The following is a 13,834-nucleotide window of genomic DNA, read 5'->3' as shown; positions in this document are numbered from 1 at the left end:
CGATTATTGCGATTTCTGGCGTTTCCGCGATGGGAAAATGGCCGGACTAAAAGCCTTTGTGATCCAAATTGCGGCAACAAAGCTATAAAGTATCTGGTATATTTGCCGGATCACCGGCGGATAATATGATAATAAGAAAGTTAAAACAGATTGACAAAAATGAATTTGACGGCCTTGGCCGCAACGGCTACACTTCGGAAAAGATGTATGCCGTAGATGCAAGACCTATAAACGACGATGCAACCTTTCATATTTCGCTTCAGCAGTTGCCGGCCCCTTTTGTTAAAAACTGGAAAACAACAGCAGGCGAAATAACAGCACTGAATCATATTATTGCAACCGGTCACTCTTTTGGCGCCTACGAAAACGAACAGCTGGTGGGCATGGCCGTTTGCGAAGAAAGAACCTGGAACAATACGCTCTATATTGAAAATATCCTGGTCGCAGAAAAATACCGGGGGCAGAAAGTTGGTACACAGCTTATTGAAGCCCTCATCTCCCATGCAAGGGTAAAGCAGCTACGCCTTATTGAGCTTGAAACCCAGAATACGAATGCGCCCGCCATCGCGTTTTACCGGCAGCAGGGTTTTGCAATTACCGGTTTAAATATGAAACTATACAATCAGGAAAATAGCGAAATTGCCATCTTTATGACTTACCAATTATGATAAAAGCCAGAGAAGAAAAATTGCAGCAGATCATACAATGGGCCACTGCCAATGAAGAGATCAGGGCAGTATTATTAACCAGCTCTTTGGTGAATCCCAACGCCCCCAGTGATAAATTCAGCGATCTTGATATTGAATTTGTGATCAGCCGCTTTGATGAATTCTTAAAGGATGACAGCTGGCTTACCGCATTTGGAAGGGTAATAGCAAAAGTTGTTGAGAACGAGGAAGCCTTCGATGGAAAGAATGCTATGCGGATGGTGTTATACGATGATTATGTAAAGGTGGATTTTAAGCTTTACCGCATCGCCCAATTCCTGGAAGAGGTACAAAGCAACGAGCTGCAGGAGGACTGGGATGTTGGTTACCGGGTGCTGATAGACAAAGACAATATGTGCGCCGCTATGCAAGCCCCTACTTTTCAATCGGTACTGATCAAAAAGCCCACAAAGGAAAAATTCAGCCAGGTGTTGAATGATTGCTGGTGGGATATGACCTATGTTGCCAAATGCCTGGCGCGGGATGAAATTTTTTACGCCAGGTTTATGACGGAAAATATGATAAGAACAGATTACCTGGTGCCAATTATTGAATGGTATATAGCCATCGGGTATAACTGGACGATCTCTACCAACAAGTACGGCCGTTTGTTTAAAAAGTACCTGGCGCCTGAAATATGGCAGCAGGTGGAGCAAACTTTTGCCGGCAGCAGTATTGAAGATAACTGGAATGCATTGCAGGCTACCGCCGGCCTGGTGCACCGCTTAGGAACAGCCCTGGCGGAAAAGCTGGCCTACCCTTATCCGGCACAGCTGGAAGCAGATATAAGAGTATACCTTCAAAAGCTCAGGAGCAACGCAGTTTAGCGAGGGAAAAGAAAGAGAAAATCAGATTAAAAAGTCCCGCTCACGCAGGACTCTTCATTGATAGGGCCTTCGCGGATGAAAAGCTGGTTTATAACAAAAACATTTCACTCCACCGCAGCGGTTTGGGTGATATAAATGACAGCAGGGTTAAGCTTACACCGCTCAAACCTTCCAGCAGGTCGGCTTCTTTACCACGGTAATAATCAGTCTTCAATTCATTTTCCAGCATCAGCACTGTTTGTTCTATCCAGTATTCATAACCTTTCAAATAGGCTGTCAGCCCGCTTTCTTCATACAGCGTACGGTAGATCTGCGCTACCCCCGAAGAGCCATGGCAGAAGTGGGTATCCTTTACCAGTGTGGCCTGAGGATCTTTGCGCATCAGGGTTTGCATGCCTACCAGGTCGGCCAGCTTTCTAAGCTCGTCCCATTGCAGCAGCTTGGCGGCTTTGTAAAAAAGCAACACTTCATTCAGATCGCCGTAACACCAGCCCAGCCGGTTGGGAATAGGTGCATTGGGCGTTTGTTTGTTTACATGAAAAGGAAAAATATTATAGGCATTTTCGCGGCCGTTCATATCCCTTTTTTGCACCAGTATAAACTCAATTCCTTTGCGGATGATCCTGCGTACCTCTTTCTTATTATCCAGCGCATCATATGCATTCATGAGTATAATAAGCATGCTGCATTGCCCGTGCGCCAGGCCCAGGTTCACTTCTTCCTTTTCCCCGCTTTTAAGCAGGTGGCTGCGGAACCAGGTACCGTTTTCTTCTTCTACAACTTTGGTGAGCAGCTTATCTACCAGCCCATTCAGGTAATAACGGCCACGGGCGGAGTGTTTGCGGGTAGTAAAATAATGGATGCAGCCCGTAGCGCCGTGCAGGTAATCCACATAATCCAGCTCTATCTCGCTCATGGCGCTGTTATACAGGTATTCTTCCAGGGTTTCAAAGTCGGCTTCAATATCAATTTCCAGCAGGCCTTTTACTGCAAGGAAGTTGGTGAGGTAAGCCAGCCCGGCCACACCACTGCTGAAGGAGGAGCCTACCAGCCCGGTAGCGCCCAGGTCAAGCCGGGCAAAAACATCGTCTACAATACGGATGCTCTTATCTAAATATTCTTCGTTCTCGTAGTGTTCGTATAACTGTGAGTAATATAATCCCAATCCCAACGCCCCTGCCAGCAGCTGGTCGGTTTTAGGCGGGTGCAGCGCAATGAACTGGTCTGTTTCCCTGAATATCTTTTCTACGATCTGGTTCATACAAATAAAATCTTTCTTCCCTTCAAAGCTACTACCCTCGTACACCTGTATGAAATATAATCCACCAACCCGGCTATGCCTTACGCCAACGCCCCGATGGATGATACCAAAAAAAGGGGCTAATCCATGATCTTTTTCTTCATAAGCTCAAAGAAAACAGATTTATAGGTTTCCCCGATAGGCACTTCCGCCTTCACCTGGTTCAGCCGGATGGTGTTGCCCTCTATCATGGCAATACGTTTTACCGCCACAATAAAGGATTTGTGCACGCGCATAAAATGTTTTTTGGGCAGGCGCTCCTCAATATCCTTCATACTCAGCAGGGCCATGGTTTTGGTGCCGTTATGGTAGATGGCAATGTAATTCTTCATACCCTCTATATAATCAATATCCGCCAGGTTGATCTTCAGCATCTTACCTTTCACCTCTATCTTCACAAAAATGTAATCGCCTTCAATATCATCATCTTCCTGCGGCGCGCTGTAGGCTACCTTGGAGGATACGGCGTCAAAGGCGCGGTGGGCGGCTTTCAAAAAACGGGGAAAGGGTACGGGTTTCATGAGGTAGTCCAGCACTTCCAGGTCAAAACCGGCAGCGGCAAATTCTGAATAGGCAGTGCACAAAATAAACTGTACCGGCCGGGTAATGGCTTTAATGAGGTCCAGGCCGGAGAGCTTGGGCATCTGCACATCCAGGAATACCAGGTCCATTTTGCCTTCATTGATCTGCTGTATAGCGGATACGGGGTTGGTGGAAGTACCTACCAGCTCCAGGAAATGCACTTCTTTAATATGGTTGGCAATAACGTCTATGGCATGTTGCTCATCGTCTACAATAAAACATTGTATCATGACTGTTAGTATTTTATTTCGAGGTGGGTTTTATAAATATCTCCTTCTTCCTTTATCGTAAAACTAAAGTTGTGGCCGTACATCCATTCCAGTCTTTTGCGGATGTTCACCAGGCCTATGCCGCTGGATAGCTCTTTGGGGCCGGTGGTCTTTTTATTACAGGTATCAAAAAGTAAACGTTGCTGTTCCGCATCTATTTTCAGCGTAATGGTAACCGGGTTATCTTCTTCCAGCAGCTCGCCGTGCTTAAAGGTATTTTCGGCCAGGCTAATGAGCACAAAGGGAATGATGCGGATGCCTTCCATGGGCCCATCTATACTGAAGTTAATGTATAAACCGCCGCTGAACCGCAGCTGGCTGATCTTAATAATGTTCTTTAAATGTTCTATTTCCTTGGAAAGCAGCACCTTGCCATCCCCAACTTCATCGGTGGCCAGCGCATACCGCATAATCTCCGCCAGCAGCAGAATACCATCTGAAAGCTGCCTGGAAACATTCATGGATTTGGAGTAAAAGAAGTTCAGGGTGTTCTGCAGAAAATGGGGGTTGATCTGGCTGCGCAAAAATGCATATTCGCTTTGAATATGCATTTTTTCCAGGCGCAGCTTTTCCTCCTGCAGATGGAACTTCTCTTCTTCCGCCACCCTTAGCTGGCGCTCTTTTAGAATTGCTTTGCGGGCATAGTAAAAACCGACGGAATACAGGAAAAAGCGCATGTACAGCAAAATGGAATCACGGATAATAAGGCGCACTGTATCGGTGGTATAGGGCTTTAATCCAATGAGGTCCAGCAATACAAAGGCATAAATATACCGCAGCCCGAACAATACTATCAGCCCGCAGATCCATAGCAGAAAGGCCTTTAGCGGCTTTTTATCCAGGAAAGCAATGTTCAGGCAAAAATAACCGGCGTAGAACGTCCAGATGGAAAGCAGGTTGGCAAATACAATGTCCAGGAAATGCTCATCCGGGTTGGTGATGAGATTTAGCAGAAAGCTGTATACAATATATATGACCCATGCAATAGCATGCTGTAATATAACGGACCTTATCTTAATCCTGGTTAACCGGGAAGGATTAAAGGCACGGGTATTTGTTTTCCGGGAATTCACAGCGGTTATTTCCATAGTAGCGTTCAAGGCAACACTTGTATTTACAGCTATTAAAATACATTTTATACCTGAAAAAGCATCAACCGGTTTACCAGGGCAGTAAAACGGGTTGATGCTGACCGGCCGGTTTTACCGGCAGAAATTAAAAACCCTGGTCGCCCTGGGTATTACAGGTGGGCTGACCGGTGGATGCGCATTCTACATAACTGATAGCTCCAAGAATAGGCATATTGAAACCTTCTGCCGCTGTACCAGCGCCTCCACGTATGGATGCCATAGCATCCTCATTCAGTTTGGCAATAGTTTGTTTAGTGAAAGACAGTTTAGCAGTAAGCTTCTTTTGCAGTTTCATGGTGTTTAAGATTTTATTGATGATAAATGGATTTCTTTAGCAAGATGACCGGCGTTTATACCGTTGCATCAATCTTCCACTAAATTGCAATTTTCCATTTATCCTTCAATATTTAATCCACCAATACGTGCATAGTTTATACCAACAGGTAATTGCTTCCTACATTGTATCCGGGAAACCAATAGGGGTGGTAGGCTGGGTATTACAGTTGGGATACGGGAATATATTAGACTGGCAGGAGTCTGATGCCCGGCAGCATTCTTCCTCCGATCCGGCCAGGAGCGCGGCGCCTGCAAAGATCCGGTTAAGGTCCGTAGTATCCAGCCTGGCCACGGTACGGCGCTTTAATACAATATCTTTTTTGTTTTTTTGGGAAAGTGGTTTCATGATAGTACTGTTTAGCGGTTATAAAATAGCTGAAAAGTGTTTTAACGTTTTTTAAGGGGCAACAGCTTAGCCAGCAGCGGGGCTTTACCTATTACAATAGTGCAACGGCCGGAGGCTCTTGCACCGGGATCCAGCGTATGGCCATTGGTACTTTTAAGAGGGCCGTTCAGCGTTATCTGCACCGTAGCATCCTGACCGGTTCCCTGCACCGGGTTGCTGATAACGGTGCCCGGCAGCTCCCCGAATTCCTCCCGGGGGTATTTATCCATACTTACAAACACGGCCTGCCCGGCCTTAATTCTGCCGCTGCCGTACACCGGCAGGGTGGCCATCACGGAGTAATGATCCCCGGCCGGCCGTATCTCCACCCGCCCTTCCATTACATCGGGGTATTGGATCATAAGGGAAAGCGTACCCAGTAAGCCTACGGTTAATACCAGCAGCAAAATGCCGCAGCGATGCATCCAGGACGGCGTGCTGCCCATTACTTCATTGATCTCATTCTTTTCAATTGACGCGGTATGTTCCGGCATGGCAATAGTTTTTATGCTTCGTGAATGTTTATACTTCCAGTTCAAGCTGGTTACGTACCAGGTTATAATAGTAGCCTCTTTCATCAATAAGCTGCTGGTGGGTGCCTACTTCCGTTACTTCGCCTTTTTCCAGCACCACGATCTTATCCGCATTCCGCACAGTGCTTAAACGGTGGGCAATCACTATCACGGTCTTGTTATCGAAAATGGTATTCAGGTTGCTGACAATGATCCGTTCATTTTTTGCGTCCAGCGCGCTGGTGGCTTCATCAAAGAGTATCACATCCGGGTTCTTATATACGGCCCTTGCGATCAGTATGCGCTGCTTTTGCCCGGTGCTGAGGCCTAAGCCATTTGCGCCTATTTCCGTATGATATTTCAGCGGCAGCTCTTCTATAAAATCGCGGATGTTGGCAATTCGGGCGGCATGTTTTACCTGCTGCATATCCGGCCGTTCCTCCCCTACTGCAATGTTGCTGATAAACGTATCATTGAACATATAGCCTTCCTGCATTACTACCCCGCAGCGCCCGCGCCAGCTGCTGTTGCGGATATGATCCAAACGTGTATCCCCTACCAGTATGGCCCCGCTGCTGGGCTCATAGAACTTCAGCAATATCTTTAGCAAAGTGGTTTTACCGCTGCCGCTGGAACCTACAATGGCGGTTACTTTTTTGGCCGGTATCACCAGGTTCACATTTTTCAGCACATACGGTGCGCGCGGATCTTCATCATACTTAAAAGAAAGGTGCTGCAGGGTTATATCGCCGTGGGGCACTTCGGCCAGCTTTTCATCTGCATTGGGTTCTTCCTCCGGTTTAATATGGATCTCATTAATACGCTCCAGGCTTAAACGGGCATCCTGCAAGGCCTGCATAAATTCTACCAGCTGCAGGATGGGGGCATTCAGCTGCCCTGAGATGTAAGAAACAGAAAGCATAATGCCCAGCGTAATATCTCCCTGCAACACCAGCTTGGCAGCCAGGAAAGCGATCATAATATTCTTCAGCTCATTTACAATGGCGGCGCCGCCGGTTTGCATTTGCCGCAGGGCTAAGGTCTTCAGGTTGATCTTAAATAATTTCACCTGCAGCAGCTCCCACTGCCAGCGTTTTAACCTTTCAGCATTATGCAGCTTTATTTCCTGCATGCCAAAGATCAGCTCAAAGTTCTTTTCCTGGTTAGCGGCTAACTGGCTAAAACGCTTGTGATCCAGCTTGGCGCGCTTTCTCATAAACACCTTGATCCAGAAAAAGTAGGTGATGCTTCCCAGCAGGAACACCGCAAAGATCTGCATGTTATACACCGCCAGGATAATGCTGAAGATGAACAGGTTGATCATGGAAAAAACCACGTTGATCACACCCGATGTCATAAAATTCTCTACCCGCTGGTGATCGCCTATGCGCTGCAAAATGTCGCCTATCCGTTTGGTATCAAAGAACCCCGGCGGCAGCTTCATGAGCTTTGCAAAAAAATCGGACAGTAAGCTGATGTTGATACGGCTGCCCAGGTGCAGGATAATATAACCCCGCACTATTTCCACCGTGGTCTTGCCCAGGAACACCATGAGCTGCGCAAACAGTATCAGGTAAATGAATGACAGGTCATGATGCCGGATGCCAATATCCACCAGGCTTTGCGTAAGAAAAGGTATCACCAGCTGCAGCAGGCTGCCGGTAAGCAATCCAAGGAACAGCTGCAGCAGTTGTTTTTTATAATGGGTAAGATGGGAAAAAATAAATCCTAATCCGCGGTGTGCGGCCTGATCTTCCTGCAGGTTAGCAAATTCCGTAGAAGGCTCTGTGGATAATATGATGCCCGTATCTTCCTGTACCGCCCATCCCTGCAGGAACTCCTTCTTCGTATATTCCTGTAATCCGTAGGCAGGATCTGCCACATATACTTTGTTCCCTTTTATTTTATAGATCACAATAAAGTGCCGCTGCTGCCAGTAGCCAATACAGGGAAAGGGCGCCGCCTCCACCAGGTCGTCATAACCCAGCCGCAGGCCTACAGAGCGCAAGCCTACTTTTTCTGCTGCCTCGCTCAGCGCCAGCAGGCTGGTGCCTGTTTTGCCGGTATACATCAGCTTACGGAGGTACTCTGCAGAAAAGCTTTTGCCATAATACTTCGCGATCATCCGCAGACACGTGGGGCCGCAGTCCATCTCGTTATGTTGCTTGTAAAATGGGAATCTCTTTAACATATCATTTCAATTGTAGCCTAAGCTGCTTTAGCAATTTGTTTTTTTTCGCCCTTGTTCTTCTGGCGCGCCAACAGGGAGCGGTAGTACTGGTGCAGCAGATCATACACCACCATTTCGTGCAGCCGGGGTTTGGAGGTAATGGTGCGGTTCACCAGCATGTGTATATAGCTAAACAACAGGTCGTTCAGGGAACGTTCCAGTGTGCCGGCCTGCTGCTGTTCCAGCAGCTGTGCTATTACCGGCTGCAGCTGGCGGTTCTTTTCCTGCAGCAGCACCAGTATGGGCTGTAATACGCTGCCGGCGTCATACTGCCGGTCCATGATCTCTTCTATCTCCTTACGGTTCTCCCGGTACTTATTATTCAGCTGCGTCTTTAACAGCTTGTCTGCATTAAATTCTGCTGCAAAGGAATCCTTTAGTATTTCGGCCAGCTGCTGTTTGCCTTCCAGCGTATATCCAAACCCGTCCAGCAATTCATCTATGGCGCGCAGCACCCATAACCAGCGGATCTAATCCCGCTCATCGCCCCAGGTATTCTCCAGCATTTCCAGCACCGCCATGCTGTCGTGGAAGAACAGCGTTTCCGCCTGCTCAATACTATGACTGCCATAGCGCTCCAGCTCCCGGCTGTAAATGTCCGTTTGCGTTTTCCAGATATAGCCCTGCTCTTCAAAAGGCCGTATGTGCTGGTGCAGCAGGCCAATCACCTTTCCTAACTGGCTGAGGTCTGTTAAATGAAAGCGTACGCGTATATGAAACTCAGGATCGTTATAGCGGATAAAAAAGAACTTATCAATGGCCTGCTCTCCCAGCAGCTGTTTTACTACCGGGTGAACCGCATCCGTGAGCACACGGTCGGCCGTTTTTATGCCGCAGTAAAATTTATAGTACAGCCATTCCGATCCAATGGAAAAACTGCGGGTGGGCTGTGTTACAGCCGGCGTGCGGTCTGCAGCCGTTATGCCATAGGAAGCGGTTTGTTTGGTTAGCACCGCTACCAGCTGGTTGGTATAAACATTTCCCTGCGGATCCGTGATGCCGGACTGCGGCACCAAAAATTCCTTCAGCTCCTGGTTGCCGCGGTTCTTAATAGTATCCAGCCATAGCTTTACCAGGATCTCGTTTTCCAGGTCTACCAGCATTTCATTATCACCATCTGCCAGCACAATGTACCGGGGCATATGCCATTGCTGCCGGAAGGCCTGCACCTTTTCCATCAGCTGCTGTTCCGGCGCCTGCAGCAAATGTTCATAATCACTTTTCAGAAAGCGCCAGTTGGCCAGTGAAAGAATGGTGTTCTTGTATGCTACCCTCGGCAGGAATTTATACTGATGAACAAGGCTGCCCCAGCTGAATGAAAGGCCGCTCCGTAATTGCTGCCGTTGCAGATCGCACAGGAAATGGTATACCGGGAGGGAATTAAAGCTATAATTATGCGCAGTGCTTAAACGCGGTATTACGGGTTTGTTCAGCCTTTTGGAACGCAGCAGTATCTTACCGTTCTTCACGCTTACCACCAGGTCATCAACCGCTATCTGGTGATCCAGATCCAGCGATGATTTGGCCAGGTAGGGTATTTCATATTCCCGGAACACAGGGCGCAGTAAGATATTCCCTACCCTGCTTTCCGGCAGGTGAATAATTTCAGCATAGGCCACGTTAGGATCTTTCTCCTGTTCGCTGCGCGTAATATCGCATACCATGTTATTAATGCCTTCATCTGCATGCGCAAAACGGCCTAAGATATTGGCGGCGCTGGGGCCATAGGCATGATCCAGGTACAGCTCCTGCTTTTCGGCATCTATCAGGCGGAACATAATGGACATGGATGGCGGCAGGTCGTTCCAGTTGTTATTATCCAGGTGTTCCAGCTCTTTTTCCTGTATATCAATGGCATAAGCATTGCCCTGGTAGGCCTGGTTTACCTTGTTAGCCAGGTAACGTTCCACCCGGCCCCATTTAATATTATTCTCTGCTTTTTTGGGAGAGGGTGCTGCAATATTATCCAGCAGGGGCGTATTATCACTCCCGTCTTTGGCCAGGTAGCCAATGCCGGTTTCTGTATCCAGCACTTCCAGCAAAGGCATTTCCTTTTCCTCATACCGTTCTGTGAACCGGCGTGTGAAGGATGCCAGGTTACCCTGCTCTTTAGGCGCTGCCAGCCGGTTCAGTATGGAAAGCCCTTCCAGCAGCTGCTGCTGTAATGCTTCCTGCACACCGGTTTGCGGCGCTATCTTTATAATATCTGTCTGGAACAGTTTGTTTTCTTCATACGGTACTCCCAGCTGATCCAGCAGGGCGCTGATGCTGCGGTAGCTTTCAGCAGTATTGGCTGCGCTGCTGTCAACAGCCTGCAGCTGTGCATTTACCTGCTGCAGCACACCGGTAATAGCAGCTACCGCATTCTGCGGGTGTGCGGCCTGTATACGCTGCAGCACGCGGATGATCTGGTAAATAAATTCATCGCCGGTAATGGCCGGTTCCAGCTCGTTCACCAGCATTTGCGCCTGGATCACATCATCTATAAAAGCGCCGGCTTCCTCTGCGCTTATTTCTTCGCTTACCAGCTGCGCCAGCATAGCAGTAATGGTTACACCGGCTTTTGCCTGCTGTAATAACGCATCCAGGTACACCGATACATTTACGGCGGAGATCTGGTGCTTTCTTCTGCCGGCTACATAACGGTATTCCACATACCGGGTTTCATCGCCAATAGTATAAATGCTGCTGTTGGGGTAGTACAGTAAATTCTCCTTTATGCCCGGCAGGGTGGCCAGCTGCTGCGCCAGCGCACACAGGTAATGCATATCCAGGCGGGTATGGCGGTGGGTAACAGCTGCATCTACCGTAACGGCAGTGGGTGTGGCCTGCCACTGCACCAGGTTACAGCCCGAGAACAAGCCAAAGGGGGTGCAGCGGCTGCTCATGCGCGTAAAATATTTCATGAGGGAGCGCAGTAATTTCTGCTGCTCTTTCTCTCCTTTTACGTGCCCGTTCTTCCACTTCATACATTCATCGTATAACACCGGGGAGGCCAGGTACACTGCTTCCAGGAACACGGCATTATCCAGCTGGGCCAGTAATACCTTTTCATCCAGGTGGCGGAACAGGGGCAGGCGGGGGGTGCGCAGCACCAGGTTTTTATGAAATGAGTAGGGGATGTTCATACAGCGGGTTTAAAAGGTAATGCATTATGTTTTTGTACTGCGTACAGGATTTGAACCTGTATTTTCTTCGTGAAAGGAAGACGTCTTAACCCTTTGACCAACGCAGCGGAGTTTTTTTGATAGTTCTGTTTTTTTGTACGATCTTAGTAGTGGTTTCATGATTGTACATTTTAGTACAATCCAGACGGCCTCCTTCAGGGGGCCTTCTTTTTTTTAAGCCCGTACCTTCCTTCAACCTATCAGCTCCATGATCCTCATGCTGCTTCTTCCGGCACAGCGCCGGGGCTTTGCTCCAAATGGCAGCAGGTAATGGTAAAACAAACAACCGCGCTTCTGAAGGTAGGCAATGAATCTTCCGTAGGCATAATACCGCCAATGATCTTTAGCTGCGTATCGGCATCCAGCCGGGCAATTGTTTTCTTATCAAAGTTTAATTTTCTGCTTGTTGAACGAGGTTTCATTATGATAAGTTTTAGGAGTTTTTATTGAGTTAAATAAAGGGCTGCGGCTTAATTGCCGCCCATACGGGTTCTCATATCATCGATGCCTGTTTTCCGATTCTTGCCGGCCTTTACATACTGGTTACCAAACTTGTAGTTGAATATAATATTAAAGAACCGTGTTTCTATTTTATTGTTATACGTTGCATTTACGTTCTGGTAATTTTCTACTGTGTATTTAGCGCGCTGGGTGTTGAAAACATCGCTCACACTCAGTTTCAGGCTGCCCCGCTGTTGCAGGATGGTTTTGCTGATCCCCATATCCAGCTTGAACATAGACGACATTTTAAAAATACCGGAAGCAATAGGCGACCTGTAAAAACCGCTGGCTTCTGCGCTCAGCTGCTTAGAGAGCTTTAAGGTGTAGTTGGATGATATATAAGCAGCATAGGCTTCATTATCCAGCGCAGTGCTGCCGGAAGTGCCTTTGTAGCTGGTGTACATAGCGCCCACTGTGTTTATAAAAGAGCTGTTACCAATTACAGTGCTGCTGGTTACGGTCAGGGAAAGCAGGTCAGCGCCTGACAGGTTATCATAAGAGCTGATGATAAGCTTTGTTGCCGTATCCTGCCGGTACACCTGCTGCAATGAGTTACCGGAATGTGCATAGGTAATATTAGCGGATATTTTATTATCGTAGATATAAGACAGCTCCACGCTGTTATCTATCTGCGGCTTAATATAGGGATTACCCTGGCTGTAGCTGTACTGGCTGTGGTACAGGATAAAAGGATTCACATAATCAAAGCCGTAGCGCATAATGTTCCGCTTGTATCCTGCGCCCCATACATGTTTGGCCGAAGCCGCGTATTGTACTGAGAGGTTGGGAAACAGGTACAGGTAGCTGTTCTTATCTTTTTGCTGCAGCGTAACGGAGTATCCTTCGGTGCTGGTTTGCTCGGCCCGCAGCCCTGCCTGCACATTGTATTTGCCAAAGGTTTGGTTATAGTTCACATAAGCGGCGCTGATGTTCTCTTTAAAAATGAAATGGTTGGTTTTACTAAGGTCTGTTTCCCATTGACCATTCACCGCATTTTCCCATAACACATCATTGTCGGTAGTAGTGCGGGTAGCTTTTACCCCGGCTTCCAGGCGGCCCCATTTTGCAGGATACACATAGTCTGCCGCCAGTGCATACACCTTGTTATGGGCGGGGGAACGGTTGTTTAAGGTATCTGCATACGAATAGGGTTTCTCCGGCGCATCATAAAAGCGGGTAATAAAACGGTCTTCCCAGGATTTATGATAATAGAAATAATCCGCGTTCACCGAAATTTCACTGCCCTGTTTATTCAGCACCTTTTTAAAGTACAGGTTCACAGAAGGGCTGAAGATGCTGGCAGTACCCATGTTAGCTACATTGGATAAAGAATCCGGCTGCAGGGGCTTTCCAATAGCCGTGTTGTTCACCACTACCCTGTCGCGGGAGTTCAGGTAACCTTTTGCAAGCACGCCCAGGGAAGTGGTTTTGTTAATGTCATAGTCCAGTCCCAGCTTAAAGTTGTTGTTATTGCGCTTACGCTTATCGTACTCATTTTCCGTAATGGTGGTAGTGCCTATATAACGGGTAGATCGGTTGTCCAGGTACACCTGGTTATTACCATAATCATAGCTGCCGTACACATTTACTTTGGCAGTGCGGTAGTTTAAACCCAGGCCGCTGTTGTAACGGGCAAAACGTCCGGCGCCTGCGCCCAGGGTAAAGGTGACGTTCATGCCCAGGCTGCGGCCTTTAATGGTTTTTATGTTGATAACAGCGCCGCCCTGCGCATCGTACCTGGCAGAGGGGTGGGTAATGATCTCTACTTTATCCAGGCTGCTGCCGTTCATGGTTTGCAGCAGGGTATTCAGCTCCTCACCGGAGAGGTTGGAGGGGCGGCCGTCTATCCATACGCTTACGGATTTTCCCCTTACGCTCAGTGTACCAT

At 47.9% G+C, this 13,834-nt stretch carries 11 protein-coding genes, 1 tRNA gene and 1 pseudogene; 2 read left to right on the top strand and 11 right to left on the bottom strand.

All coding sequences use genetic code 11. The annotated features are described in order from the left end of the window. The first annotated feature begins 68 nt into the window (after positions 1-68). Both VIM87_RS29655 and VIM87_RS29650 read left to right on the top strand, forming a co-directional pair. Entirely contained in the window at positions 69-668 is a 600-nt protein-coding gene (locus tag VIM87_RS29655) for a GNAT family N-acetyltransferase (protein ID WP_332000474.1), read from the top strand. Continuing rightward, the gene (locus VIM87_RS29650) at positions 668-1,534 is read left to right on the top strand and encodes an AadS family aminoglycoside 6-adenylyltransferase (protein ID WP_332000475.1); all 867 of its coding nucleotides are present in this window, start codon (positions 668-670) and stop codon (positions 1,532-1,534) included. The genes VIM87_RS29655 and VIM87_RS29650 overlap by 1 nt, the downstream gene beginning before the upstream one ends. Before the next feature lie 88 nt (positions 1,535-1,622). Here VIM87_RS29650 and VIM87_RS29645 read toward each other — a convergent pair whose 3' ends face one another. The 11 genes and pseudogenes from VIM87_RS29645 to VIM87_RS29595 all read right to left on the bottom strand — a co-directional run. Beyond that, a complete protein-coding gene (locus VIM87_RS29645; RefSeq protein WP_332000473.1) occupies positions 1,623-2,795 on the bottom strand; it encodes a lanthionine synthetase C family protein in 1,173 nt (390 codons plus the stop codon). Between the two features lie 119 nt (positions 2,796-2,914). Continuing rightward, positions 2,915-3,646 carry a LytR/AlgR family response regulator transcription factor gene (locus VIM87_RS29640; RefSeq protein ID WP_089921103.1) on the bottom strand — a complete coding sequence of 244 codons (732 nt, stop codon included), beginning with the start codon at positions 3,644-3,646 and terminating at the stop codon, positions 2,915-2,917. A 5-nt stretch (positions 3,647-3,651) separates the two neighbouring features. Then, positions 3,652-4,785 carry a sensor histidine kinase gene (locus tag VIM87_RS29635; RefSeq protein WP_332000472.1) on the bottom strand — a complete coding sequence of 378 codons (1,134 nt, stop codon included), beginning with the start codon at positions 4,783-4,785 and terminating at the stop codon, positions 3,652-3,654. A 115-nt stretch (positions 4,786-4,900) separates the two neighbouring features. Continuing rightward, positions 4,901-5,110, bottom strand: coding sequence for a class I lanthipeptide (locus VIM87_RS29630; RefSeq protein ID WP_332000471.1), 210 nt, complete (start codon positions 5,108-5,110; stop codon positions 4,901-4,903). Between the two features lie 159 nt (positions 5,111-5,269). After that, positions 5,270-5,497, bottom strand: a complete 228-nt coding sequence (locus VIM87_RS29625; RefSeq protein WP_332000470.1) for a hypothetical protein — start codon at positions 5,495-5,497, stop codon at positions 5,270-5,272. Positions 5,498-5,538: 41 nt separating this feature from the next. Further along, a complete protein-coding gene (locus tag VIM87_RS29620; protein ID WP_332000469.1) occupies positions 5,539-6,030 on the bottom strand; it encodes a hypothetical protein in 492 nt (163 codons plus the stop codon). A 28-nt stretch (positions 6,031-6,058) separates the two neighbouring features. Continuing rightward, positions 6,059-8,239 carry a peptidase domain-containing ABC transporter gene (locus VIM87_RS29615; protein ID WP_332000468.1) on the bottom strand — a complete coding sequence of 727 codons (2,181 nt, stop codon included), beginning with the start codon at positions 8,237-8,239 and terminating at the stop codon, positions 6,059-6,061. Between the two features lie 17 nt (positions 8,240-8,256). Continuing rightward, positions 8,257-11,406: pseudogene (locus VIM87_RS29610) on the bottom strand (lantibiotic dehydratase). Positions 11,407-11,441: 35 nt separating this feature from the next. Then, positions 11,442-11,513, bottom strand: a tRNA-Glu gene (locus tag VIM87_RS29605). Between the two features lie 147 nt (positions 11,514-11,660). After that, positions 11,661-11,867, bottom strand: a complete 207-nt coding sequence (locus tag VIM87_RS29600; RefSeq protein ID WP_089921114.1) for a class I lanthipeptide — start codon at positions 11,865-11,867, stop codon at positions 11,661-11,663. 48 nt (positions 11,868-11,915) lie between these two features. Further along, the coding region (locus VIM87_RS29595) for an outer membrane beta-barrel family protein (RefSeq protein WP_332000467.1) at positions 11,916-13,834 on the bottom strand (1,919 nt) is incomplete at its 5' end.

The organism is Chitinophaga sp., assembly GCF_036569125.1.
Taxonomy (GTDB): Bacteria; Bacteroidota; Bacteroidia; order Chitinophagales; family Chitinophagaceae; genus Chitinophaga.
This window is presented reverse-complemented; position numbering and strand designations above follow the sequence as displayed.